The organism is Nocardia heshunensis (assembly GCF_054782115.1).
On sequence record NZ_BAAGTC010000003.1, the window covers coordinates 1047482 to 1070983 of the forward strand.

Annotated in this window: 26 protein-coding genes; 16 read left to right on the forward strand and 10 right to left on the reverse strand. The window is 68.4% G+C overall.

The window, feature by feature from the left end; all coding sequences use genetic code 11:
* The first annotated feature begins 43 nt into the window (after positions 1-43).
* From ACYVN4_RS11750 to ACYVN4_RS11760, 3 genes are read left to right on the forward strand one after another with little or no spacing between them, the layout of a single operon-like run.
* On the forward strand, positions 44-349 hold the full coding sequence (locus tag ACYVN4_RS11750) for a PadR family transcriptional regulator (protein WP_460720172.1): 306 nt from the start codon (positions 44-46) through the stop codon (positions 347-349).
* Positions 349-705 (forward strand): DUF1048 domain-containing protein, encoded by a 357-nt coding sequence (locus ACYVN4_RS11755; protein WP_460720174.1) that lies wholly within the window; start codon positions 349-351, stop codon positions 703-705. Before ACYVN4_RS11750 ends, ACYVN4_RS11755 begins: the two co-directional genes overlap by 1 nt.
* Positions 706-707: 2 nt before the next feature.
* The gene (locus ACYVN4_RS11760; RefSeq protein ID WP_460720176.1) at positions 708-1013 is read left to right on the forward strand and encodes a DUF1048 domain-containing protein; all 306 of its coding nucleotides are present in this window, start codon (positions 708-710) and stop codon (positions 1011-1013) included.
* Between the two features lie 182 nt (positions 1014-1195).
* Here ACYVN4_RS11760 and hemQ read toward each other — a convergent pair whose 3' ends face one another.
* Together hemQ and ACYVN4_RS11770 are read right to left on the reverse strand one after the other, a co-directional pair.
* Positions 1196-1891 (reverse strand): hydrogen peroxide-dependent heme synthase, encoded by a 696-nt coding sequence (gene hemQ, locus ACYVN4_RS11765; protein ID WP_460720177.1) that lies wholly within the window; start codon positions 1889-1891, stop codon positions 1196-1198.
* A 61-nt stretch (positions 1892-1952) separates the two neighbouring features.
* Entirely contained in the window at positions 1953-2603 is a 651-nt protein-coding gene (locus ACYVN4_RS11770) for a TetR/AcrR family transcriptional regulator C-terminal domain-containing protein (protein ID WP_460720179.1), read from the reverse strand.
* A 78-nt stretch (positions 2604-2681) separates the two neighbouring features.
* On the opposite strand from ACYVN4_RS11770, the gene ACYVN4_RS11775 reads away from it, so the two are divergent.
* Positions 2682-3632, forward strand: a complete 951-nt coding sequence (locus ACYVN4_RS11775) for a serine/threonine dehydratase (RefSeq protein ID WP_460720181.1) — start codon at positions 2682-2684, stop codon at positions 3630-3632.
* A gap of 144 nt (positions 3633-3776) precedes the next feature.
* On the opposite strand, the gene ACYVN4_RS11780 is transcribed toward ACYVN4_RS11775, so the two are convergent.
* Positions 3777-5159, reverse strand: a complete 1383-nt coding sequence (locus tag ACYVN4_RS11780) for an NADH:flavin oxidoreductase/NADH oxidase family protein (protein WP_460720183.1) — start codon at positions 5157-5159, stop codon at positions 3777-3779.
* A 99-nt stretch (positions 5160-5258) separates the two neighbouring features.
* Here ACYVN4_RS11780 and ACYVN4_RS11785 point away from each other — a divergent pair, with 99 nt between their 5' ends.
* Positions 5259-5852, forward strand: coding sequence for a TetR/AcrR family transcriptional regulator (locus ACYVN4_RS11785; protein ID WP_460720185.1), 594 nt, complete (start codon positions 5259-5261; stop codon positions 5850-5852).
* A gap of 88 nt (positions 5853-5940) precedes the next feature.
* Here the strand turns inward: ACYVN4_RS11785 and ACYVN4_RS11790 are convergent, their stop codons facing one another.
* The 3 genes from ACYVN4_RS11790 to hemE form a co-directional block, all read right to left on the reverse strand.
* Positions 5941-7290 carry a protoporphyrinogen oxidase gene (locus tag ACYVN4_RS11790; protein WP_460720575.1) on the reverse strand — a complete coding sequence of 450 codons (1350 nt, stop codon included), beginning with the start codon at positions 7288-7290 and terminating at the stop codon, positions 5941-5943.
* A 222-nt stretch (positions 7291-7512) separates the two neighbouring features.
* Positions 7513-8499 carry a hypothetical protein gene (locus ACYVN4_RS11795; RefSeq protein ID WP_460720187.1) on the reverse strand — a complete coding sequence of 329 codons (987 nt, stop codon included), beginning with the start codon at positions 8497-8499 and terminating at the stop codon, positions 7513-7515.
* A 61-nt stretch (positions 8500-8560) separates the two neighbouring features.
* On the reverse strand, positions 8561-9628 hold the full coding sequence (hemE, locus tag ACYVN4_RS11800; RefSeq protein WP_460720189.1) for a uroporphyrinogen decarboxylase: 1068 nt from the start codon (positions 9626-9628) through the stop codon (positions 8561-8563).
* Positions 9629-9702: 74 nt separating this feature from the next.
* On the opposite strand from hemE, the gene ACYVN4_RS11805 reads away from it, so the two are divergent.
* The 7 genes from ACYVN4_RS11805 (at position 9703) to ACYVN4_RS11835 (ending at position 14702) form a co-directional block, all read left to right on the forward strand.
* Positions 9703-10329 carry a DUF3000 domain-containing protein gene (locus ACYVN4_RS11805; protein ID WP_460720191.1) on the forward strand — a complete coding sequence of 209 codons (627 nt, stop codon included), beginning with the start codon at positions 9703-9705 and terminating at the stop codon, positions 10327-10329.
* Positions 10330-10550: 221 nt separating this feature from the next.
* Positions 10551-11795, forward strand: a complete 1245-nt coding sequence (locus tag ACYVN4_RS11810; RefSeq protein WP_460720193.1) for an HRDC domain-containing protein — start codon at positions 10551-10553, stop codon at positions 11793-11795.
* A gap of 122 nt (positions 11796-11917) precedes the next feature.
* Positions 11918-12466: a hypothetical protein gene (locus ACYVN4_RS11815; RefSeq protein ID WP_460720195.1), complete on the forward strand. Its 549-nt coding sequence runs from the start codon at positions 11918-11920 to the stop codon at positions 12464-12466.
* Positions 12467-12517: 51 nt separating this feature from the next.
* Entirely contained in the window at positions 12518-13030 is a 513-nt protein-coding gene (locus ACYVN4_RS11820; RefSeq protein ID WP_460720197.1) for a hypothetical protein, read from the forward strand.
* A 46-nt stretch (positions 13031-13076) separates the two neighbouring features.
* Positions 13077-13541: a hypothetical protein gene (locus ACYVN4_RS11825; RefSeq protein ID WP_460720199.1), complete on the forward strand. Its 465-nt coding sequence runs from the start codon at positions 13077-13079 to the stop codon at positions 13539-13541.
* A gap of 32 nt (positions 13542-13573) precedes the next feature.
* Positions 13574-14131, forward strand: a complete 558-nt coding sequence (locus ACYVN4_RS11830; RefSeq protein ID WP_460720201.1) for a hypothetical protein — start codon at positions 13574-13576, stop codon at positions 14129-14131.
* A 25-nt stretch (positions 14132-14156) separates the two neighbouring features.
* Positions 14157-14702, forward strand: a complete 546-nt coding sequence (locus ACYVN4_RS11835) for a hypothetical protein (protein WP_460720203.1) — start codon at positions 14157-14159, stop codon at positions 14700-14702.
* 98 nt (positions 14703-14800) lie between these two features.
* Here ACYVN4_RS11835 and ACYVN4_RS11840 read toward each other — a convergent pair whose 3' ends face one another.
* Together ACYVN4_RS11840 and dxs are read right to left on the reverse strand one after the other, a co-directional pair.
* A complete protein-coding gene (locus ACYVN4_RS11840) occupies positions 14801-15604 on the reverse strand; it encodes an enoyl-CoA hydratase (protein ID WP_460720205.1) in 804 nt (267 codons plus the stop codon).
* Between the two features lie 117 nt (positions 15605-15721).
* Complete coding sequence (dxs, locus tag ACYVN4_RS11845; RefSeq protein WP_460720207.1) at positions 15722-17674, reverse strand: 1-deoxy-D-xylulose-5-phosphate synthase; 1953 nt, start codon at positions 17672-17674, stop codon at positions 15722-15724.
* Between the two features lie 145 nt (positions 17675-17819).
* Between dxs and glsA the strand changes: the two genes are divergently transcribed.
* Both glsA and ACYVN4_RS11855 read left to right on the forward strand, forming a co-directional pair.
* The gene (gene glsA, locus ACYVN4_RS11850; protein WP_460720209.1) at positions 17820-19655 is read left to right on the forward strand and encodes a glutaminase A; all 1836 of its coding nucleotides are present in this window, start codon (positions 17820-17822) and stop codon (positions 19653-19655) included.
* Positions 19652-19906, forward strand: a complete 255-nt coding sequence (locus ACYVN4_RS11855) for a hypothetical protein (RefSeq protein WP_460720211.1) — start codon at positions 19652-19654, stop codon at positions 19904-19906. Before glsA ends, ACYVN4_RS11855 begins: the two co-directional genes overlap by 4 nt.
* On the opposite strand, the gene ACYVN4_RS11860 is transcribed toward ACYVN4_RS11855, so the two are convergent.
* Both ACYVN4_RS11860 and ACYVN4_RS11865 read right to left on the reverse strand, forming a co-directional pair.
* A complete protein-coding gene (locus ACYVN4_RS11860) occupies positions 19897-21402 on the reverse strand; it encodes a UbiD family decarboxylase (protein ID WP_460720213.1) in 1506 nt (501 codons plus the stop codon). The genes ACYVN4_RS11855 and ACYVN4_RS11860 overlap by 10 nt on opposite strands.
* Positions 21399-21983 (reverse strand): UbiX family flavin prenyltransferase, encoded by a 585-nt coding sequence (locus ACYVN4_RS11865; protein WP_460720215.1) that lies wholly within the window; start codon positions 21981-21983, stop codon positions 21399-21401. The genes ACYVN4_RS11860 and ACYVN4_RS11865 overlap by 4 nt, the downstream gene beginning before the upstream one ends.
* Before the next feature lie 63 nt (positions 21984-22046).
* Here ACYVN4_RS11865 and ACYVN4_RS11870 point away from each other — a divergent pair, with 63 nt between their 5' ends.
* Together ACYVN4_RS11870 and ACYVN4_RS11875 are read left to right on the forward strand one after the other, a co-directional pair.
* Positions 22047-22973 (forward strand): LysR family transcriptional regulator, encoded by a 927-nt coding sequence (locus tag ACYVN4_RS11870; protein WP_460720217.1) that lies wholly within the window; start codon positions 22047-22049, stop codon positions 22971-22973.
* A gap of 91 nt (positions 22974-23064) precedes the next feature.
* On the forward strand, positions 23065-23502 hold the full coding sequence (locus ACYVN4_RS11875) for a DUF1707 SHOCT-like domain-containing protein (protein ID WP_460720219.1): 438 nt from the start codon (positions 23065-23067) through the stop codon (positions 23500-23502).

Consider the following 23502-nt stretch of genomic DNA (forward strand, 5'->3'; position numbering starts at 1 on the left):
TACACTCCGAACAAAGGGGCCTGCCACGGAAAACTTGACGGAGATGCTGAAAGGCACGCTCGAAGGGTGCGTTCTCGAGATCATCGGGAGCGAAGAGACCTATGGATATGCCATCACGCGTCGGCTTAATGATCTCGGTTTCACGGATGTGATCGAGGGGACGGTTTACGCCATTCTGCTCCGGTTGGAGAAGAGCGGGTTGGTCGATGTTTCGAAACGACCTTCCGGTGTCGGACCGCCGCGTAAGTTCTATGCACTGAATGACGCGGGGCGGAAAGAACTCTCGACCTTCTGGATGAAATGGGAATACGTCTCATCGCGGATCAATGAGCTCAAGGGAAGTCAGTAATGAATTTCTGGGAGACAGTCACGGGTAGCGATCTCACCAGGGAATACAAGGCCTTCAATGCTCGGGCGGCGGCGCTGCCGGACGAGTATCGAACGGCTTGGGAAGAGATCAAGCGCACTATTTCACCGCACTCCGATTTCACCGGGCGCAATCTGATGCCCATTCTCGACGGCGTCCTCGGGCTGCTCGAGGAAACGGCGGCGGAGGGGCAGAGTGTCGCCGAGGCGCTCGGCGACGACATCGGAGGGTTCAGCGCGGCGGTCGCCGGTAATGCGGGGGCCAAGGATTACCGCGACAAATGGCGTGCGCAGTTGAATCGGAATGTGGCCCGCAAGCTGGATCGGCTAGGAGGATAATCGTGGGCATCCGCGACATCATCGAAGGCAAACGAGAGTGGCGGGCGCACATGGCGCGGGTCAACGCGCTCCCACCCGATTATCGGATCGTCTACAAGGAGATCCAGAAATACTATTTCAAGATCGGACCGGTCGAACTGACCAACGGTAATCTGCTGGCGGGCATTCTCGACTTCTTCGAGGAAGGGGTGGCCGAGGGCAAAGGGGTCATCGAACTCATCGGCAGCGATGTCGCCGCCTTCAGCGACAACCTGCTGGGCGACTCGCGCACCTACGCCGACCTCTATCAAGAGTCCCGACACCGATGAGTCCTTCGGCGTGCCGCCCAACAACACGCCGAAGGCTGCTCGATCGTCCACTCGACCTCGCTGCCGCTACACCCCTCGGGCAGGACAGCTGATCGAGTCGCAGGAACACTATGAGACGGGCGCGATTTCGGCGCATGCCCCGAATTCTGCGGGCAGCGCCGAAAGTCGCAGCACCGGAATCCCTACGGCAGCGCCGCGATCAGCTTGTCGACCTCGACGCGCGGACCGGTGAAGAACGGAATCTCCTCGCGCACATGGCGACGCGCCTCGGTGGCCCGCAGGTCACGCATGAGGTCGACGATGCGGTGCAGTTCCGGCGCCTCGAAGGCGAGGATCCACTCGTAGTCGCCGAGCGCGAAGGAAGCGACGGTGTTGGCGCGCACGTCCGGGTAGTCGCGGGCGGCCTTGCCGTGATCGGCCAGCATCTTGCGGCGATCCTCGTCGGGCAGCAGGTACCAGTCGTAGGAGCGCACGAACGGGTAGACGCAGATGTAGTTGCCCGCGTCCTCGCCCGCCAGGAACGCGGGGATGTGGGACTTGTTGAACTCGGCGGGGCGGTGCAGGGCGGCCTGGCTCCACACCGGGTTGGAGATCTGACCCAGCTCGGTGGTGCGGCGGAAGTCGGCGTAGGCGGCCTGCAGTTCCTCGATCTGCTCGGCGTGCCACCAGATCATGAAGTCGGCGTCGGCGCGCAGACCCGCGACATCGTAGAGACCGCGGACCACGACGCCGCGCTCCTCGAGGCTGTCGAAGAAGGCCTGCGCCTCCTTGATCGCGGCCTTGCGGTCATCGCCGAGCACGCCGGGCTCCACCTGGAACACCGAGAACATGAGGTAGCGGATGGTGTCGTTGAGGGCCTTGTAGTCGAGTCGCGCCATGGCACCCATCGTGCCACTGCGCCCGAACCCGCCCGGAATCGGGCAGGGCGGACATGGTGATTCAGGTCGCGCTCGCCGCCCAGGAGGTGATGAGGCGGCGCAGGCCGTCACGGAAGACCGTGTCGTCGGTGAGCAGTTCGCTGATGGTGTCCAGATGGGTTGCCATCACCGGGTATTCGTCCGGGTCCAGGGCGGCCAGCGCGGAGCGGGTGCGCAGCTGGGCGGGTTTGCGGTTGCGATGTTCGACCAGGGCCGCGCAGCCGAGGGTATAGAGGTAGAGCTCGCGGTAGCAGCGGAAGGCGTCGGCGGCGCTCAGGCCCAGTGAAACGCTGTCGGCCAGTTGCGGTTCGGTCAGGCGGGAGAGCAGGCGGCGGCCCAGCCAGGGGCGCGGGCCGCGCAGCATCACCAGGCCCGGGTAGGCGGTGAGCAGGGTGTACCAGGCGGCGAAGCGCGCCTCGGTGGCCGTCGGCCAGTCGCCGGAACCGGCGGGGATCTCGGGCAGGTCCAGGGCCAGCACGTCGGCCACCAGCTCGACCAGGCCGTTGAAATCGCCGCCGCCCCTGCGCAGCACGGTGGTGTGCGACACGCTCAGATCGGTGGCGATGGCGCGGAAGCTCAGCTCGGTGGCACCGCGGTTTTCGATGATCGCCAACCCGGCCCGGGCGATCGCCTCGGGTGTCGCCTCTTCGAGCAACTTCGAGTTCCTGGGCATACGACCAGCGTAAGTTACAGTGGAACAACGGGGGTCGATCGGCCCGTACATCCCGCCACGAGAACGAAAGAAGCGCACGTGCATCCGACATATGCCGAGGTGACAGCGGCCGCCGAACGAATCTCCGGCCACACCCGGCCGGTGGTGCTGGCCCGCGCCGACGCCGACACCGTGCCGGTCGCCGGAGAGGTCTGGTTCGCGCTCGAGCACATGCAGCACACCGGCAGCTTCAAGGCTCGCGGGGCCGCGAACTTCGTGCTGGCGCAACGGGAACAGGGGCGGCTGCCGCGGGTGGGGATCACCCTGGCCTCCGGCGGGAACGCGGGCGTGGCCGGGGCGTGGGCGGCGCGACTGGTCGACTCCGCGGCCACCGTCTTCCTGCCCGACAACGCGCCCGCGATCAAGGTGGCGCGGCTGAGATCGCTGGGCGCACAGGTGCTTTCCGGCGGCAACGCCTACGCCGACGCGGCCGCCGAATGCGAACGCTTCGCCGAAGTCAGCGGCGCACTGCGCTCCCACGCCTACGACGACCCCTACATCGCCGCCGGTGCGGGCACGCTGCTCGAGGAGATCGTCGCCCAACTGCCCGACCTCGACACCGTCGTGGTGGCGGTCGGCGGCGGTGGACTCCTGACCGGAATCACCGTGTCCGCCAACGAACACGGCATCCGCGTAGTAGCCGTCGAACCCGAGAACTGCCGAGCCTTCCACGCCGCCATCGAAGCCGGGGAACCCGTCGACGTCGACATCGATTCGGTGGCTTCGGACTCCCTCGGCGCCCGCCGCGTCACCCCGATGGCCCTCTCGGCCGCCGCCGAAGGCGACGTCATCCCCGTCCTCGTCACCGACAAACAAATCATCGCCGCCCGCCAAACCCTCTGGGACTGTCGCCGTCTCGCCGTCGAACACGCCGCCGCAACAGCCCTGGCGGCCCTGTTGTCCGGCGCTTATGTGCCCGCCCCTGGCGAGCGCGTAGCCGTCATCATCTGCGGTGCCAATACCGACCCCACGGATCTCGTCACCCGCTGACCACCTGCCGCACCATGGTTTTCGGTGCGCGGATCGAGGACGGACCGCGGGCCTGGATGCCGCGGCCGTGCCAGACCTCGCAGCGGCGGGGTGAATTCCATGCGGGCCACGCCGGGGGCAGGGCGCAGCAGCGGTTAGCCGGGGTCAGCGGGCGGCGCGAGTAGGCGCGGCGGGGGCGAGTGCGGATTGCGGGCGGTTGGTCAGCCAGCGGCGGTAGCGGCGTAGGGCGCGGGACTGGAGGAGCTGGTCGGTGATCAGGGCGTAGGCGGGATGGATTGTGGGGGAAGGGTTTCGGGAACCGGCCAGGCGGCGCATTTGGTGGCGGACCTGGGCCATTCCGGCTATGGAGGCCAGGGACTTGTCGGACCAGGTGATGGGGCGCAGGGTGGTGGTGGCTTCGAGGTTGTCGCGCCAGCGGGCGGGGAGGTCGGGGGTGACGGCGAGGGCGGTGCCCATGCCGATCACGGCGACCTTGCTGGATAGGACGCGCTCGGCGGTGGCGCGGCGGGTGATGCCGCCGGTCAACATCAGTGGGAGAGCGCTGGTTTCGGCCAGTTCGGCGGCCAGGTCGAGGAAGTAGGCCTCGCGGGCAACGGTGCTCGACACCGCAGCGCCGCTACCACCGGTAGCACTTGAACCGCCAAGGCCGTTCGACTCGGCGGTGGTGGGCGAGTCAGCAGTGGTGCTCGAACCAGCGGTGGCGCTCTCGGCGGCGGGGCGGCCCGACATGGCGGGGCTTTCGTAGCTGCCGCCGGACAACTCGACCAGGTCGACGCCCAGGGGTTCGAGGAGGGCGATGACGTGTTGGGCGTCGGTGGCGTCGAAGCCGCCGCGTTGGAAGTCGGCGGAGTTGAGTTTCACCGCTACCGCGAAGGTCGGGGAGACGGTCGCGCGGATGGCGCGGACCACGTCCAGGAGGAGGCGGGCTCGGTTTTCGAGGGAGCCGCCCCAGGCGTCGGTGCGGGTGTTGACCAGGGGTGAAAGGAATTGGGAGAGCAGGTAGCCGTGGGCGGCGTGGACTTCTACGCCGTCGAAGCCTGCTTGTTCGGCGCGGGCGGCGGTGGTGGCGAAGCGGGTGACGGTGTCGGTGATCTGGGCGGGGGTCATGGCGGTGGGGCGGCCGAAACGCTTGCTGTGCCTGCCTAATTCGACGGCCTTCTCGGAGGGACCCCAGGTGACGCCGGGCATGTTGGCCTGGACTTGGCGGCCGGGGTGGCTGATCTGCATCCACATTGCGGCACCGGCCGCCTTGCCCGCGCGGGCCCAGGCGGCGAACGGTTCCAGGGGTGCGGCGGCGTCGAGGACGATGCCGCCGGGGCCGGTGAGAGCCTCCGCGTGGACCATCACATTGCCGGTGATGAGCAGGCCCGCGCCACCCGCGCCCCAGCGGCGGTAGAGGGTGACGAGGCGCTCGTCGGGGAGTTGGCCGGCGGCCGCCATGCCCTCCTCCATGGCCGCCTTCGCGATCCGATTGGGCAGGATTGCGCCCGAGCGCAGGGCCAACGGCGAGAACAAGTCGGTCGTCATCCGCGATCACCTTCATATGTGTGCAGTGCTTACATAATGTGGACAGCGCTAACATAGAGGCTTGATGTAAGCGCTGTCAACACTTGTTAGGTTGAAGACATGCCGACCCCGAGCACGTCGTACCACCACGGCGATCTGCCCGCCACGCTGCTGCGCGCGGCCATCGAGCTCCTCGAAGCGGACGGTGCGGCCGGGCTCTCACTGCGGGCCGTCGCCCGCCACGCCGGGGTCTCGACCGCCGCGCCCTACCGGCATTACGCCGACCGCGAGGCGCTGCTGTCCGCGGTCGCCGCGGTCGGCTATCGCGAACTCGCCGCGCAGCTGCTCGCCGCGCACCCCTCCCCCACCAGCCCGGACGATCTGGCGACCATCGCGATCGCCTACATCCGCTTCGCGCTCGACCGGCCGGCCCTGTTCCGCGTCATGTTCGCCGAACCCTGCAACCCCGCCGACCCCGACCGCGTCGCGGCCACCGAGGCCATCAGCGCCTACGTCAAAATGATTGTCCAGCAGTCATTCCCGACCGTGGACCCGGACAACCTCGCGACGGCCGTCTGGGCCCTCGTCCACGGCCTGGCCTTCCTCCACATGGACGGCAAACTCGACAACTCCACCCCGGAAATCGTCGCCGCCCAAACCCGCGCCGCCATCCACGCCCTCATCGCCGCGGCCGCCACCGTCCCGAACCCGTGAGAATGCACTGACGCACAAGTCTTCTCGATGTTCACCTGCACCAGTGCATTCTCGGCGGCAAGGCGCGGCCGGGACGGCGGGATTCTGGTCAGTCGGCGAGGTGGGCGGTGATGATGGCGGCGGCCTTGGTGCCGGTCGCGGCGCAGGCGGGGACGCCGACGCCGTCGAGGTAGGCACCGGCCAGGGCCAGGCCGGGGAGATCGGCTGTGGCGGAACGCAGGTCGGCGATTCGGGTGGTGTGGCCGGGAGCGTATTGCGGGAGGCCGCCGGGCCAGCGTTGGACGACCGCGTGCAGGGGGCGGATCTCGATTCCGGTGACCGTGGAGAGGTCTTCGACAGCCGCACTGACGAGTTCATCGTCGGACCAGGACAGTGGGGCGGGGTCGCCGAAGCGGCCGAAGGAGGCGCGGACCAGGGCCACGTCGCGGGCGGCGAGGTGCGGCCATTTGCGGCTGGAGAGGGTGAAAGCCTTGGCGCGCAGGGGTTCACCGGTGGCGACCAGGATGCCGGAGTTGTCGGGGAGCGCGGTGCCTGCAGCGAGGGCCAGCGCTACCACCGCGGACGAAGCCAGTTCGATGCCGCCGGCGAGGTCGGCGGCATCGGGAGCCACCTCGCGCAGCAGATCCGCCGTGACAGGGGCGGGCGTCGCGAGGATGACCGCGTCCACCTCGCCCACCGGGTCGAGCCGCCAGCCGGTGGCGGTGCGCGCGAGCTTGGTTGCGGCGGTGCCGATTTCGGTCTTCACGTCGGCGGCGGCCCGCAGGGCGTCGAGCAGCGCGCGGTAGCCATCGCGAATGCCGCCGAACACCGGGGTCGTGCTGGGCGGCGGCAGCGCCTCGGACACCGCCTGCGTCAGGCTGGTCGCCCCCCGATCGAGGGTGGCGGCGAGGGTCGGCAGCGCAGCCCGCACCCCGATCGAATCCGCCAGTCCCGCATACACTCCGCCGAGCAGCGGATCCACGCTGCGTCGAACGACCTGCTGCCCGAACCGATCCCGCACCAACTCCCCCACCGACATATCCCCGCCGCTCACCCACACCAGCGGCCGGTTCGACTCATCCTCGATCATGGCCAGGGTCGCCGCATCGACCAGTCCCGCAACCGATTCCGCACCCGCCGGAATCCCCATCAACGTCCGCTCCGGCAGCCGATGCCCCGCCCCCTGCGACCACACCAGCGGCCGCTTCCCCGCCGGATGCACGAGCTGCTCCTCGATCCCCAATTCCCGCATCAGAGCCGGGATTTCGGGCCGCCGCCCGACAAAAGCCTCCGCCCCCAGATCAACCGGATCCCCCTCGATATCTACCGTCCGCAGAATCCCGCCGACCCGATCCCGCCGCTCCACCAACACCAGTTCCGCCGCGTCCCCCAACGCCCGCCGCAGTCGATAGGCAGCCACCAGCCCGCTGATCCCGCCACCAACCACCGCGACCCGCATCGACCACTCCTCGTCACCTGCGCCCCGCACCTTCACGTCGAGCCGCTCCGCAAGTCAACCTACTCCCGCCGGACGCGCCCGCCGCCCGCGCGGTGCCTTGCCCCACCAACCCCCCGGCCCGGGGACCGACCGGCCTCACCAGGCATTTCAACAAACCCGCCGGAGAAATGGCGCACACCGGAACGTGATTGACGCCGCGTCCGACGGATCGGAATCTCGGGGTCAGGGGACGGTCAGTTCCGTGCGGAGGTCGGTGGCGGCGTGCAGCACCCCGGCCCATTCGGCATCCGAGGGGTCGACGGGGCGGTGTTCGGTGAACAGGGGGTTGAGCTGCACGTTCTCGGATTCCTTGTGCAGGTCCTGAAATACGGACAGCATGCGTTCGACCGGGTTGTGGCCGAGGCGTTTTCCGAGACGGTCGAGTACGGCATCGAGGATCTCGGACGGGTCGGGAGCCGGTACCTCGATCGCGTCGCCGCAGCGGGCCAGCTGCTCGGTGTAGCGGTCCTCCCAGAACTCGACGCGCCAGCCGGGCCACAGGTCGATCAGGGCGGGGAGCAGACCGGGCATGGTGAAACCGATCCACACGCCGATGCTGCGGGTGTCGATGTCGATGTGCAGACCGCTGGTCGGCACGCCGGTGAGGGCGAGGTGCGTGGTGCCGCCCACGGGGAGCCGCTCCAGCAGGGCCGGGCCTTGCCAGGCGGTGTGCTGGAACGTGTAGAGCGGGTAGGCGGTGACAGTTCCGGCGGCCGCGACGGTCAGCAGGTGGGGATCGTCGAGGTCGTCGGTGACCGACTCGGGCAGTAGCCGGTCGTCCTCGTCCAGACGCCGGACAACGGAGCGGTCCACCCCGGCGGCGGCAGCCAGATCGCCGATGCCGTCGTAGGCCCAGCGGATCCGCCAGCCCGGCCAGGTGCGGGCCAGCAGGGCGGCATAGATCCGCTTGTGCGGCACGGATTCCTCGAGCAGCTGGTCACCGAAGTAGACGAGCTCACGCCGGGTCAGGTCGACGACCGCGCCGCCCTCGCACCAGACGTCGTCGAGCCAGTCGGTGGCCGGGTCGCACAGGCGCTGGGCGGAGATGAAACGGCAGGCCGCATCCGGGCCCGCGATCAGCACGGACCCGATGGTGTCGGCGGCCCAGTGCGAATAATGCAGTCGCGGGCCGTCACCGTCGATCAGGACGAAATTGGCTCTGGCACCCATGCGGGAGACGGTACCGGCAGGTAACCGCTGATCTCACATGGTTTTTCGGCTGCCGAGGACCTCAGAGCGGGGCGGGCAGCGAGTGGATGAGGGCGACGGTGTCGGTGATGACGGTCGGGTCGGTGTTGGGCAGCACGCCGTGGCCGAGGTTGAAGATGTGGCCCTTGGCGCCCAGGGTGATTGCCTCGTCGGCCTCGCGGGCGATGCGGCGGACCTCGGATTCGATGGCGGCGGGGCCGGCGAACAGGACGGCCGGATCCAGGTTGCCCTGCAAGGCTTTTCCGGGGCCGACGCGACGGGCGGCCTCGTTCAACGGGATTCGCCAATCGACGCCGACCACGTCCGCGCCCGCCTCACCCATGGCGCCGAGCAGTTCGCCGGTGCCGACACCGAAGTGGATGCGCGGGATGCCCGCGTCGGCGACCTCGGTGAAGACTCGTTGCGAGTGCGGCATAACGTATTCGCGGTACTGGGCCAGGGTCAGCGCACCCGCCCAGGAGTCGAACAGCTGCACGGCGTCGACGCCCGCGCCGATCTGGGCGCGCAGGAATTCGACGGTGATGTCGGTGAGCGCGCTCATCAGCTGATGCCAGGTTTCGGGGTCGGCGAGCATCATCGCCTTGGTGCGCTCGTGGTTCTTGCTGGGCCCGCCCTCGACCAGGTAGGACGCCAAAGTGAACGGGGCGCCGGTGAATCCGATCAAGGGGGTGGTGCCGAGCGCGTCGAGCAGCAGCTTGATGCCCGCGGTGACCGCACCCACCTCTTCGGCGCGCAGCTGCGGCAGCGCGCGCACATCGGCGACCGTGCGTACCGGATTCGCGACCACCGGGCCGACTCCCGGCACGATGTCGAGGTCGATGCCCGCGGCCTTGAGCGGAACGACGATGTCGGAGAACAGGATTGCCGCGTCCACATCGTGGCGGCGAATCGGCTGCATGGTGATCTCGCACACCAGCTCCGGGTCGAAACACGATTCCAGCATGCCGATTCCGGCACGCACTTCCCGATACTCCGGAAGGGACCGACCGGCCTGTCTCTGGAACCACACCGGCCGACGATGCGGCACGCCACCGGTGGCGGCGGCAAGGAACGGGGCATCGGTCAGCAGGCGGCGGGTTGAAGTACTCATCACCGCCCATCGTAAAGGGGGCCCGGCGGCGCGCCTCGCACCGCTCGGCTCCCCGGGGGTCTACGGTGCCATTCGTGACACCGCTCGACTTCCGCGACGGCGCTGCCCCGACCCCGGAGCCCGAAGAACCAGCCCGGTTCCGCGCCGCGGTCGAGGCCATGGGAACCGCATCAGTGCACCCCCGAATCGAACTGGCACCGATCCGTCCGCCCCAGCGCCTGGCCCCGTACTCCTACGCCCTCGGCGCGGAAGTCACCCGGCCCGACGCCACCGTGATACCCGTCGACTCCGACGGCGACGCCTTCGGCCGCCTGATCCTGCTGCACGACCCGGCCGGTCAAGAGGCCTGGCACGGCGTCTTCCGGCTGGTCGCCTACATCCAGGCCGACATCGACTCCGCGCTCGCGGCCGACCCGCTGCTACCGGAGGTGGCGTGGAGTTGGCTGGTCGACGCGCTGGATTCGCGCACCCCGTTCACCGCGCTCGGCGGCACGGTCACCTCCACCAGTTCGGTGCGTTACGGCGATATCGCCGGACCGCCGCGCGCGCATCAGCTCGAATTGCGTGCGTCCTGGACGGTCACCGACACGACGATGCGACCGCATGTCGAGGCGTTCTGCGAGGTGCTCGCCTTCGCGGCCGGACTGCCGCCCGCCGGTGTCACCCGACTGGATGTGCGCCGGGGCGAGAGCACTGAATAGCCCGCGCACCCGGCCGCGGTATCACGCGGCCGCCATCCCGCCCCCACCCGAATTCCCACGCCCTGCGCCAGGAAATAGCCCCTCGCCTGCGAGAACGTCTGTACTGCAACGAAATCGGCGCCCGGCACGTACGATTCCCAATGGCCCGACGCAGTGTCACGGCCCGGCGTTTCACCGACGTGACGCGGCTCGCCATTGCCCTACCCGTAGAGTTCAAGACCATGTCCGTACCAGATGAACCCGAAGCCACTGCCGCGGTACCGTTGCTCGCGCCAGTGGAGGGTGTACCGCCGGTACTGGACACTGCTGCCGAAATCGAGGCGGCCGCGCGGCGACTGGCCGCCGGCACCGGACCGCTCGCGGTCGACGCCGAACGCGCCTCCGGGTTCCGCTACTCCAATCGTGCGTATCTGATCCAGTTACGCCGCGAGGGCGCGGGCAGCTTCCTCATCGATCCGATTCCGGTGGACGGCGATCTCGAACCGCTCGCCGATGCGATCAACGATCTGGAGTGGGTGCTGCACTCCGCCGATCAGGATCTGCCCGGACTGGCCGAACTCGGCCTCTACCCGGCGGTGCTCTTCGATACCGAACTCGGCGGTCGGCTGGCCGGATACGAGCGGGTCGGGCTGGCGGCCATGGTCGAGAAGCTGCTGGGCCGGGAGCTCAAGAAGGGCCACGGCGCGGCCGACTGGTCCACCCGGCCGCTGCCCGACGACTGGCTGAACTACGCCGCCCTGGATGTCGAGCTATTGATCGAGCTGCGCGACGCGGTCGCCGCGGATCTCGAGGAGCAAGGCAAATCCGAGTGGGCCGCACAGGAATTCGAGCATGTGCGCACCGCGGAACCGTCCGCGCCGAAGTCCGATCGGTGGCGGCGCACCTCCGGCATCCACGCGCTGCGCCGCACCCGCCAGCTCGCCATCGTGCGCGAACTCTGGACCACCCGCGATCGGCTGGCCCGCCTGCGCGATGTGGCCCCCGCCCGCATCCTGCCGGACTCGGCGATCGTGGCCGCGGCCACCAACGAACCCAAGACCATCGCCCAGCTGCGCACGCTGCCGATCTTCGGCGGACCGCGGCAGCGCCGCTACTCGCGCGAATGGCTCGGCGCGGTCGAACGGGCCCGCGCGCTGCCCGACAGCGAACTGCCCCCGCTGACCCAACCCTTCGACGGCCCGCCCCCGGTCAACCGCTGGGAGCGCCGTGATCCGGCCGCGGCCGCCCGCCTGCAGCGCGCCCGCGCGGCCATGACCGACCTCTCCACCGAAGTCTCGGTCCCGGTCGAGAACCTGCTCACGCCGGATCTGTTGCGTCGCATGTGCTGGGACGGTCTGCCCAAGTCGGCGACCAACGGCGAGGCCCCGGGCTTGATCGAGGACTACCTCGCGGCCGGCGGCGCGCGCCCCTGGCAGCGCGACCTCGCGGTCCCGCGGCTGAGTGAAGCCCTGTACCCGAAGGACTGACCCCGGAAATACCGCCCACAAAAGTTGGGGCACACCGGTTTTCTGAAGTGGACTCATTTCACAGTACGTGAAAGTTAGATTCTGTCGACCCTGATCCGAGGGGTACGACAAGGAGTCCACACATGCCCGCCGCCCACCGCCGCACCCACCACATCGCCTGGGGCACAACCGCTCTCGCGATTGCCGCGACGGTCACCACCGTGCTCGCGCCCACCGCGTCCGCGACCATCGACACCCCCAACGTGCTGGACTGCCCGACCACCAACAACTGCACGCCGGTGACATCGTTCGTCGTGGGCCACAGCTACCTGTTCGGGTCCAAGACGGTCCACAGCGACCTGGTCGCCTTGCGGGTGTACTTCTACGACAACGGGCAGTGCCTCGGAAACACCCCGCAAGCCGACAACGGTGACGTCACCGTCCTCGTCGGCGATCCCGCCTACATCACCTGGGTGCCGCAAACCGCCGGAACCCACAAGCTCACCGTGCAGCAGGGCACGGAATCGCAATCGATCACCGTCACCGTGGCCGCCGCGCCCGCCGGATCCCCGACCGCGCAACAACCCACCCAGGGCGGCTGCGACGGCGCAGGCCTCCTCGGCACCGGCAGCGCCGACCTCGGAGCCGGCAGCTCCCTGATCAAGGGCCTGACCTCCGGCAGCGGGCACTGACCCCACCGCGAAGCAGCACCGACCCGAGCTCATCGACAAAGGAATACACCAGTGCACGTCGAATCCCGAATCATGCGCCGGATCGCCTGGGCCGCAACAACTGTCGCCCTGTCGTCGACCATCATCGGGCTCTCCGCACCCACCGCCACCGCTCATATCCCGAGTCCCGAGATCGACGATTGCTCGACCGGCTTCTGCGCGGTGCCCGCGTCCTACATCGTCGGACACACTTATTCGTTCGACGCGGACTACTCGCTGGACAACCCGACCTCGACGAACTTCTACGCCGATGGGCAATGCCTCGGCAGCATCACCTACCCGCACGCCGGGCGCAATGCCGTTCCATGGGTTCCCACCACCGCGGGAACGCACGTCCTCACCTTGAAGGAAAACCTCCCGTTCCCGTGGGCGGGGCCTCCAGCGGGGACATTCACGGTGACCGTGCTGGCCGCGCCGCCGGGATCACCCGTTCCGCAGCCACCACCGCCGCAGGGCAACTGCGTCAGTTCCGGCAGCGGCAGTCTGCTCGGCTCCGGTAGCGCGGGGCTGCCCGGATCGAGTTAGTCCGCGCCGTCCGCACCCCCAATCCGAACAAAGCAAGGAGTCATCAATGTCTATCCCAACTCGCCGTGCACGCCACTTCGCCTGGGCCGCAAGCCTTGTCGGCGCCGTCGGCACCCTCACCGTATTGTCCCCGGGCCTCGCCACCGCCGGTATTCACGGCATCGAGGTGTTGGACTGCTCGGGTGGCGGCAACAATTGCCCGAACGCCACGACCGTCGTTGCAGGGCAAAGCTATCTGCTCTACGCGCCTTATGACGGCACGAGCACCACCACTCCCCCGAGCAGCTTCTTCGACAACGGGGCCTGCATCGGGAACAACAGCGCGAAGGCCGTCACCTGGGTGCCGCAAACCCCCGGAACCCACACGCTGACCACCAAGGGCGGGGCATGGGCGGATTCGTTGACGGTGACCGTGGTCGCCGCGCCCGCCGGAACAACGATCGCGCCGCAACCTCAGCAGGGCGGCTGCAGCATCGGGTCCGGCAGCTCGAGCCTGTTCCCCGGCAGCTAGCCGCCATCCGAATCGTCATGGAGAGCAAGATCATGGGTACCACTCCCCTCCTGCGCCACACCTTCTGGGGTGCAACCACTTTGGCTATGGCCGCGACCGTCACCACCCTGTCCGTTCCCACCGCGAGCGCTGAGTTGCAGGGGCAGCCGGCCGGAGTCTGGGACTGTTCGACCAGTCCCTGCACGCAGCCCTCGACCTACGTCGTCGGGCACACCTACTCGTTCGACACCGGATCCGCCGGGGGTACCCCCGCCTGGCAGTACCAGTACACGTCCGCGAATTTCTACGACGACGGGCGATGCCTCGGCAGCATCTCGTTGCCGACCAACGGCCCGACATCCGTCCCCTGGGTTCCGACCACCGCCGGGACACACAAAATGACCCTCGCGATGAACGGCATCCTCCCGCTGATGGTTCCCCAGCCGACGGTGTTCACGGTGACGGTGGTCGCCGCGCCGCCGGGATCGCCTGTCGCGCAACAACCGCCGGTGCAGGGCAACTGCGCCATGACGGGCAGCGGAACCGGCAGCGCCGACCCGCTCGGATCCGGCAGCGCACGACTGCTCGACACCGGCCACAGCGGCAGCTGATCCCCTCCCACGAAGGCTCACACCTATGCACACCGCCCACCGCCCCATCCACCGCATCGGTTGGGGTACAACAACTCTCGTATTGGCCGCGACCATCACCGCGTTGACCACCCCCACGGCGAACGCCAGTATCGAGGACGAGGTTCCCAACGTCTGGGACTGCTCGACCGGATCCTGCAACCTGCCCTCGACCTACGTGGTCGGACACACCTACATGTTCAGCCCGGGCTCACCCGGGGGTATGCCCACTACCGATCCCCTGCACACCTCGGCGAACTTCTACGCCGACGGGAAATGCCTCGGCGGCTATTCGCTCCCACACACCGGCTCCGACAGTGTCCCGTGGATGCCTACCGCTGCCGGAACCCATACGCTCACCCTCCGCTACCTCGACATCATCCCGTTCGTGTACACCCCGGCGACAGTGTTGACGGTGACCGTGGTCGCCGCACCCGCGGGATCCCCCACCCCGCAGCCGCCCGCGCCACTGGGCTCCTGCACCGGCTCGGGCAGCGCCGACCTGTTCAACCCCATCGGATCCGGCGGCACGAAAGGGACCGGATCCGCCTAGGCTGCGGCAGGCCCGCCGCGGAGCTGGCGGCAGCCTCGACCTCACTGACCGGATGCTCTTCCCTCGGCACGCAGGGGTGTCGAGGGAAGAGCATCCGCTCAGTCCTGGAAGTTGGGTGGGCGGCGGTCGCGGCGGGCTCGGATGGCCTCGTCGAAATTGTCGGTGGTGAGGCGGACGTAGAGCTGGGCTAGGCCCTCGTTTTGCATGTGGGATTCGAAAGAGCCTGCCTCCAGGCCGTTCCAGAGGAGGCGTTTGGTGAGTTCGCCGCCGACGCGGGACCAGCGGATGATCTGGTCGGCGGTGTCGTAGGCGGCCTCGAGGAGTTTGTCGGCGGGGACGACGCGGGAGACGATGCCGATGCGTTCGGCCTCGGTGGCGTAAACGTCGCGGCCGGTGAGCATGATCTCGAAGGCGCGGGTGGAGCCGATGGCGCGCGGCAGCGTGTAGCTGATGCCGAGTTCGGCGGAGGTGAGGCCGTTGTTGATGCCCGCGGCGCGGAAATACGCTTCGTCCGAGGCGATTCGGATGTCGGTACCCATGGCCAGGCAGAAGCCGCCGCCAATGGCCGCGCCGTTGATGGCGCTGATCACCGGCTGATGCATGCGCTTGATCGTGAGCATCACGTTGTCCAGCAACGACATCGAGCGGCGTGCGATGCTGGTGCGCGTCAACCCCTCCACCCCGGGCACCTTGCCGGCGTGCTGCAAATCCGCGCCCGAGCAGAACCCGTGCCCGGCCCCGGTGAGCACCACCACCCGCACCTCGTTGTCGGCCGCCACGTCCTCGAGGGTCTCGCGCAGCGGCACCATCACGTCGAACGCCATGGCGTTCATCCGTTCGGGCCGGTTCAACGTGACCAACGCGATCTGGGGACGCGGCTTCTCGACAAGCACAAACGACATCCGAACTCCTGACCAGAAAACTGTAACCTGTTTCAGAATCTACGCGAGAAGTCCAGCTCCGCACAGAAAAACGGGCCCGCGATCGGTGGATCGCGGGCCCGTGGGTGTCGCTGCGCGCTACTCGGTGGGGAGAAGCGCGTTCTGAATGTTCTCGGCCGAGGTGTCCGAGGTGTCGGCGGCGCCGAGCCAGACGTGGACGCGCTGGGCGACCTCGCCGGGGGTGAGGCCGATCTCCTGGTGGATCTTGGCGCGCGAGGCGTGGTCCAGGAAGCGCTGCGGGACACCGAGATCGCGGGTCGGGACGTCGACGCCCATGCTGCGGAGACGGGCGGAGATGGTGGAACCGATGCCGCCGTGCAGACCGCTGTCCTCGAGGGTGACGACGAGCCGGTGGTTCTCGGCCATCTTGACCACGGCGTCGGCGACCGGCAGCACCCAGCGCGGGTCCACGACGGTGACCGAAACCCCTTCGGCCTCCAGCAGATCCGCCACCTTCAGGGCGAGCTCCGCGAAGGGACCAACCGCGACCAGCAGCACATCGGCGCGCACCGAGTAGGAGGCGGCGTCCTGCACGTCGGGCATGCGCAGCACGTCCACGCCCTCGAAGCGCTCGACCGCCGGAATCTCCTCGATGGCAGCGCCCTTGGGGAACCGGATCGCGGTGGGTCCGTCGCTGACGTGCAGCGCCTCCGCGAATTCCTCACGCAGCGTGGCCGCGTCACGCGGGGCGGCCACCCGGATGCCGGGGACGATGCCCAGCACCGAGAGGTCCCACATGCCGTTGTGCGAGGCGCCGTCGTCGCCGGTGATGCCCGCCCGGTCCAGCACCAGGGTCACCGGGAGCTTCAGCAGCGAGACGTCCATCAGCAGCTGATCGAAGGCCCGGTTGAGGAACGTCGAATAGATGGCGACGACCGGGTGCAGGCCACCCAACGCCATCCCGGCCGCGGAGGTCATGGCGTGCTGTTCGGCGATGCCGACGTCGAACATCCGGTCCGGGAAGCGTTCCCCGAATGCCGACAGACCGGTCGGCCCCGGCATGGCGGCGGTGATCGCCACAATGTCGTCGCGCTGCTCGGCCTGGGCGATGAGCTCCTTGGAGAACACCGAGGTCCACGAGGTGCCCGACGAACCGCCCAGCGGCTCACCGGTCTCCGGGTCGATCTGGCCGACCGAGTGCATCTGATCGGCCACATGATCCACGGCGGGTTTGTACCCGCGGCCCTTCTGCGTCACCGCGTGCACGATGACCGGACCGCCGAAGTCCTTGGCCCGCTTGAGCGCGGCCTCCAACATCACCGGATCGTGCCCGTCGACCGGACCCACATACTTCATGCCCAGATCGCTGAACAGCTCCTGCGGCGCGACCGCATCCTTGATCCCGGTCTTGATGGCATGCAGCATCGAGTACGCCGAATCCCCCACGCGCGGAATGCTCTGCACGATCCGCTTGGTGGCGTCGAGCGCGTGCTCGTAGGCGGGCTGGGTACGCAGACCGGCCAGTCGCTCGGCGAGGCCGCCGATGGTCGGCGCGTAGGAACGGCCGTTGTCGTTGACCACCACGATGACCGAACGATCCTGGCCGGCGGCGATATTGTTCAACGCCTCCCAGCACATGCCACCGGTCAACGCGCCGTCGCCGACAACCGCGACCACGTGCCGCTTCTGCCGGGTCAGCGCGAACGCCTTGGCGATGCCGTCCGCATAGGACAGCGAGGCTGAGGCGTGCGAGGACTCCACCCAGTCGTGGGCACTCTCGGCCCGGCACGGGTACCCCGACAGGCCGCCCTCTTTACGCAGCGTGTCGAACCCGTCCTTACGGCCGGTGAGGATCTTGTGCACGTAGGCCTGATGACCGGTGTCGAAGATGATCGGGTCGGCAGGCGAGTCGAAGACTCGGTGCAACGCGATGGTCAGCTCCACGACCCCGAGGTTCGGCCCTAGGTGCCCGCCGGTGACGGCGACCTTCCGCACCAGGAACTCCCGAATCTCCTCGGCCAGCTCGTGCAGCTCCGGTACCGACAGCCGACGCAGATCCTCGGGCGTGTCGACCCGGGAAAGCACTCCCACGGCTATTGCTCCCTCCGGATGTCTCCTGTGATTGCAACAGTCTACGGAGCCCGTAGTGGACCCCGATGCCGGGAACGAAACGCCACCTGCGACATCCGTAACAGATGTGAGGCTCCCCACACGTTACGCCGGTTAGAGTGGCTCGGTGGTCCCCTCCGGCGGCGTCGTGGCCCGCATCATCGACGAAGTGTACGAGCTGTGCCGGGCCGACACGTCGGGAACGCTGGCCGACTACATTCCGGAACTCGCGGCGGTGCAACCCGATTCGTTCGGCATCTGTCTGGCTACCGCGGACGGGCGGGTGTACGGGAGCGGAGATCTGGACACCGCCTTCACGATTCAGTCGATCTCGAAGCCGTTCACATACGCGCTGGCCCTGGCCGATCGGGGCCCGGACGAGGTGTCGCGGCACATCGATGTGGAGCCGTCCGGGGAGCCGTTCTACGAAATCAGTCTGGACCCCCAGACACAGCGGCCCCGCAACCCGATGATCAATGCCGGGGCGATCGCGGCGGCCTCGCTGATCAAGGGCACCGACGCGGCCGACCGGTTTGCCCGAATTCGGCGGAGCTACAGCCGATTCGCCGGACGCGAGCTCACCATGAACGAGGCGGTGTACGCCTCGGAGGCGCGCACCGGATTCCGCAATCGCGCGATCGGGCTGCTGCTGCGCGGCGCGGGCATCGTCGACATCGATCCGGACGAAGCGGTCGACACCTATTTCCGGCAGTGCTCGATCGACGTCACCGTGCGCGATCTCGCGGTGATGGCCGCGACCCTGGCCAACAACGGCATGAATCCGCTGACCCACGAACGCGCGCTGACCCGGCCGCTGGTCGAGCAGGTGCTCTCGGTCATGACCACCTGCGGCATGTACAACTCGGCGGGCGAATGGGTGACCACGGTCGGGCTGCCCGCGAAAAGCGGTGTGGGCGGCGGCATCCTGGCCGTGCTGCCCGGGCAGATCGGCATCGCCGTGTACTCCCCCAGGCTTGACGCGCACGGCAGCAGCGTGCGCGGGGTGAAGGTCTGCCGGGAACTCTCGGACCGCCTGGGCCTGCACTTCCTGCACGTGACCCGCGCTGCGCACACCGCGATTCGCGCCGCCTACTCGGTGGCCGAAGCCCCCTCCCGGCTGCGGCGCGACGCCGATGAAATGGCCGTACTGCACGAATTCGGTGACCACGCGCGGATCTTCGAGCTGCACGGCGATCTCTTGTTCGCCGGTGCGGAATCGGCGGTCCGCGCCGCCGAGGAGACCCCCGGCGAGCTCGAGGCGCTGGTCCTGGACCTGCGCGAGGTCGGCGATGTCAGCCCGGTCGCCATCCGCATGCTCAACGACCTGGAGGCCGCGCTCGCCGCCACCGGTTGCCGGGTGGCCCTGGTCGATCCGGACGCCAAGCTCGGGCACCTGGTGTCCAGCCTGGATCCCAAGGATCCGCGCGGGCGGGTGTTCGTCGACCGCGACGCCGCCACCGAGTGGTGCGAAGAGCTCATCCTCGACCGGCATCGCCCACCCGGCCAGGAGTGTCCGGCCGCGCTGACCATCGACGAACATCCCGCGCTGGCCGATCTGCCCGATGACGAACGCGCCCGGCTGGCAAAGGAATTCGAGACCCGCACCATCGCCCGCGGCGAGCTCATCGTCGCCCGCGACAGTCCCCGCAGCGGCCTGTTCCTGATTCTCGACGGCCGGGTCCGCTTCACCTTCACCGACCGCGACAACCGCCGCCACCGCCTCATCACCCTCACCCCCGGGCTGTCGTTCGGTGAGACCTCCATGCTCGCGGATGTGCCGTTCGCCAATGACGTGCACGCCGAAACCATGGTACGGGTGGCCGTCCTGTCCCCCACCCGCTTCGATGCCCTGACCGCCCAGGCGCCGGAAGCCAAACTGGCTCTCCTGCAACGCCTGGCCGCGACGGCCTACACCCAGGCCGACGCCGCACTCCGCTCGGTCGCCACCCATCCCTCGCTATGAGCCTTCAGGCCGACGCCGCCGAGCGCGCGCCGGTGGCGCCAACCGCCCGTTTCGACCGGCTCACCAGCCAGGCCCCGCATATCGAACTCGCACTGCTGGAACGGCTCTCAGCCGCGGCCTATCCCCAGGCCGATGCCGCCGTGCGCGTGGTTGCTGCGCACGGCGGCATCCGACCGTTCCGGGAGAAGATCGCCCGACACCCCGCGGTCGGTCGGACGATCACTCCCGAAGTCGTTGCGGCTCAGCGGTAGCCGTACTCCTGCCAGCGGTCGAGGACGCGCTGCTGGATCTCGGTGGGCCAGCCGTTCTCGAAGCTGCCCTTGATCGGGCGGCGGCCGGCGGGGAAATGGTCGGCGAGCAGGCAGTTGTAGATGACCTTGCCCGCCTTGAAGGAATGGGATTCCTCCGGGGAGAGGTAGACCGCGAGCTGGTCGGAAATCGCTGCCGGGTAATGGAATTCGCCGCGGTCGATATCGGGATGCGAGCGAGTCGCGAAGGCCCACACCACCTCGTCGAGGTTGGTGATGTCGACATCGTCCTCGACCACCAGGATCTTGGGCGCGTTCACCGACGGCTTACCCGTGAAGATGATCTTCGCGATCTGGTCGACCAACTCGTGCGAGCCCAGACCGGTGGTCTCGTGCCAGTCCTGCTTCACCGCGAGGGTCAGCCAGTGCACGGCCGCCTCGAAGTTGTACCAGGCCGAGGAGACCGGCAGTCCGGCCTGCCGCAGCAGGTAGAGGATCTCGGCGGCACTGGTGGTGCCGATGATGGTGTGGTCCTCCTCCACCGGCGGGCCCGCGGCCACGGTCGGCTGGATGGCGCCGTCACGGTAGGTGATGGCGGAGACGTGGAAGACCTGCTTGAGGCTGGCCTCGGTGGCGTTGTAGCCGGGGAATTCGTTGAACGGGCCCTCCAGGACCGTCTCGTCGAGGGCGATGTGGCCCTCGATGACGATCTCGGCGGTCGCGGGGACCAGCAGGTCGACGGTCTCGGCGGGCACCAGTTCCAGGCCCTCGCCGAAAAGCGCGCCCAGGAAATGGGTTTCGTCCTCACCCTCGGGAATCGGCATGCCGCCCACCCACGGCAGGCCCGGCTCCACGCCGATGGCCAGCGCGATCGGCATCGGCTTGCCGATCTCGGTCCACTTCGAGCGGATGATGCCCAGATGCTGCGGCCCGGGGATCAGGCACGCCAGGGTGTTGCGGTCGTGGATCATCATGCGGTTGATCGACCAGTTGGTCCACGAGCCGTCAGGGGTCTTGACGATGTTCATCCCGTAGGTCTGGATGTAGCGGCCACCGTCATTGCCGTGCAGCTTCGGCGTCGGGAACGCGAACAGGTCGATCTCGTCGCCGAGCTTGACGTTCTGCTTGCAGGGCGCGTCCGCGCGATCCACCACCACCGGCGGGATACCGGGCTTGGCGCGGGCATCCGCGAGCGCCTCCACGATCTGCTGACCGGTCGCGTCGGCGGGCAGGCCCAGCGCCAGCGCAATGCGCGCCAGCCGGTGTTCGGGACCCGAGAGTGCACCGGGCGCACCCAGCACACGGAAGCCGCTGTCCTGGTAGTCGGTGATATTGGTGAACAGCGGCGCGGGTGCCTTCAGGTCGTAGGAGCGGCGAATGATCGCGCCCAGCTCCATGTTCCAGTCGACCTCGGTGTCGATCTGCTGGATCTCGCCGATCGCGGTGAGCGCGTCGATGAACTCGCGCAGGCTCTTCAGATGGGCCACAGCCTCTTTCACTTTCCTTCGATCGAGGATTCGCCCCAGCGGGGCAGGTCGGGGACGTCGATGCCGAGCAGGTCCAGGGCGCGCCCGGCGGTGTGGTCGACGATGTCGGCGACCGATTCGGGATTCAGGTAGAAGGCGGGCACCGGCGGCATGACGATGCCGCCCATCTCGGTGACGGCGGTCATGGCGCGCAGATGCGCCAGCGTGAGCGGGGTTTCGCGCACCATGAGCACCAGGCGGCGACGCTCCTTGAGGGTGACGTCGGCGGCGCGGGTGAGCAGGTTGTCGTTATTGGCGTAGGCGACCGCCGACAGCGTGCGAATCGAGCACGGGGCCACGATCATTCCGGCGGTCCGGAACGAACCGGACGCGATGGCCGCGCCGATATCGGCGGGCCGGTAGGTAACGTCGGCCATGGCCGCGAGATCGCCTGCGGTGAGACCGGTTTCATAGGCGCGGGTCTGCTGCCCCGCCGGGGTCACCACCAGGTGCGTCTCCACCCCCGCCTTGCGGGCCAACTCCAACACCCGCACCCCATACGCGATACCCGTCGCGCCGCTGATACCCACCACCAAACGCCGCGCACCACTCACCGAACAAGGATCGGGCACCGCCGGTTGGCCATCAACGGCGAAATCCGGGAGAATCGATAAGAAATGCTAATCGAAGACTCTTTGCGCGATACCCGCGTCGATCCGGCCGAATTGGAAGCCTTCGTGGTGCTGGCCGAAGAACTGCACTTCGGGCGCACCGCGATTCGCCTCGGCGTGTCCCAGCCCCGGGTGAGCCAGTTGATCCGCAGCCTGGAACGGCGCATCGGCCGCCGCCTGGTGGAACGCACCAGCCGACGGGTCACCCTCAATCCGCTGGGCGAGCAATTGCTGTCGCGGGTCCGCCCGGCCTTCGACGACCTGCAGCGAGCCATGATCGAAACCCGGACGCTGGCACGCGGATTGCGGATCGGCTTCCTCGGGCCGTACGGGTCCACGCTGGAGGCACCGCTCGCCGGTTTCCGGGCCCGACATCCGCACTGCGCGGTCACACTGACCCAGATCCCGTGGACCGACATCTACGGACCGCTGCGGCGGGGCGAAGTGGATGTGCAGATCAGCCTGACCCCGATCGATCAGCCCGATCTCACCGTCGGTCCCGAGGTCGGCGAGTTCCCGCGGCTGCTGGCCATCGCGCGCCGCCATCCGTGGGCATCGCGCGCCAGCATCGATGTCGAGGATCTGGCCGAATTGCGGGTCATCGGACCGCATCCGGATGTCAGCCCCGAATTCGCTCGCGGATTCTGGCCACCCGCGGTCACCCCGTCGGGCCGTCCGATTCCGGCCGCGCCGCCCGCGCGCACCGAACCCGAGATGCTCTCCGCGGTCGCCCACAATGACGCGGTCTTCGCGACCACCACCGCCATGCCCACCTACTTCACCCACCCGGAGGTGGCATTCGTGCCGCTCACCGGCCTGGCCGCGGCCCGGGTGCGGCTGGTGTGGCGCAATCGGGCCGACAATCCGAAGGTCGCCGAATTCGTCGCGCTGGCCGCCGAAACCACCCGGCCGGGCCTACGTCAGCCGACGTAGCGAGGATTACGTCGACACGTGCAGGCACGCCGCCGCGAACGGGCCTACGCTGGCGGACAACGAGATTCCCTTCCCCTCTAGGCCGGATGTCATGACCGATTTCGATCCTGCGGTCTACGGACCGCCCGATGTCCGCGTCGGCACCGCGGAACGTGAACGAGCCGCGGCCGCGCTGGGAGACCACTTCGCGGCCGGCCGCCTCGACGTCACCGAATACGACGACCGGGTGAGCCGGGCGTACGCCGCCAAGACCGCGGGCGAACTCGCGGTGTTGTTCGGTGATCTGCCCCGCCCACAGCCGGTCACCCCGCAGATCCTCACCCCGCCACCGATGCCGCGCCGCCCACCGCCGTTCGCCCCGATCGCGCTGATCGTGGCGTTGATCTTCGCGATCGCCTTCGCGGTGGCCACCCACTTCTTCCCCTTCTTCCTGTTCCCGCTCGTGTTCTTCGCGTTCGCGCGCGGCCGCCGCGGCTGGGGACCGCGCGGTATCGGGCCCACCTACGGCTCCCGGCGCTACCGGATGTGA

Bases quoted from the DNA above. Each gene is read 5' to 3' on its own strand.
- ACYVN4_RS11835 (WP_460720203.1), top strand. From the start codon at position 14,157: ATGCACACCGCCCACCGCCCCATCCACCGCATCGGTTGGGGTACAACA.
- ACYVN4_RS11830 (WP_460720201.1), top strand. From the start codon at position 13,574: ATGGGTACCACTCCCCTCCTGCGCCACACCTTCTGGGGTGCAACCACT.
- ACYVN4_RS11840 (WP_460720205.1), bottom strand. From the start codon at position 15,604: ATGTCGTTTGTGCTTGTCGAGAAGCCGCGTCCCCAGATCGCGTTGGTC.
- ACYVN4_RS11790 (WP_460720575.1), bottom strand. From the start codon at position 7,290: ATGCGGGTCGCGGTGGTTGGTGGCGGGATCAGCGGGCTGGTGGCTGCC.
- ACYVN4_RS11770 (WP_460720179.1), bottom strand. From the start codon at position 2,603: ATGCCCAGGAACTCGAAGTTGCTCGAAGAGGCGACACCCGAGGCGATC.
- ACYVN4_RS11780 (WP_460720183.1), bottom strand. From the start codon at position 5,159: ATGACGACCGACTTGTTCTCGCCGTTGGCCCTGCGCTCGGGCGCAATC.
- ACYVN4_RS11825 (WP_460720199.1), top strand. From the start codon at position 13,077: ATGTCTATCCCAACTCGCCGTGCACGCCACTTCGCCTGGGCCGCAAGC.
- hemE (WP_460720189.1), bottom strand. From the start codon at position 9,628: ATGAGTACTTCAACCCGCCGCCTGCTGACCGATGCCCCGTTCCTTGCC.
- ACYVN4_RS11870 (WP_460720217.1), top strand. From the start codon at position 22,047: ATGCTAATCGAAGACTCTTTGCGCGATACCCGCGTCGATCCGGCCGAA.
- ACYVN4_RS11750 (WP_460720172.1), top strand. From the start codon at position 44: ATGCTGAAAGGCACGCTCGAAGGGTGCGTTCTCGAGATCATCGGGAGC.
- ACYVN4_RS11875 (WP_460720219.1), top strand. From the start codon at position 23,065: ATGACCGATTTCGATCCTGCGGTCTACGGACCGCCCGATGTCCGCGTC.
- ACYVN4_RS11755 (WP_460720174.1), top strand. From the start codon at position 349: ATGAATTTCTGGGAGACAGTCACGGGTAGCGATCTCACCAGGGAATAC.
- hemQ (WP_460720177.1), bottom strand. From the start codon at position 1,891: ATGGCGCGACTCGACTACAAGGCCCTCAACGACACCATCCGCTACCTC.
- ACYVN4_RS11855 (WP_460720211.1), top strand. From the start codon at position 19,652: ATGAGCCTTCAGGCCGACGCCGCCGAGCGCGCGCCGGTGGCGCCAACC.
- ACYVN4_RS11810 (WP_460720193.1), top strand. From the start codon at position 10,551: ATGTCCGTACCAGATGAACCCGAAGCCACTGCCGCGGTACCGTTGCTC.
- ACYVN4_RS11785 (WP_460720185.1), top strand. From the start codon at position 5,259: ATGCCGACCCCGAGCACGTCGTACCACCACGGCGATCTGCCCGCCACG.
- ACYVN4_RS11795 (WP_460720187.1), bottom strand. From the start codon at position 8,499: ATGGGTGCCAGAGCCAATTTCGTCCTGATCGACGGTGACGGCCCGCGA.
- ACYVN4_RS11815 (WP_460720195.1), top strand. From the start codon at position 11,918: ATGCCCGCCGCCCACCGCCGCACCCACCACATCGCCTGGGGCACAACC.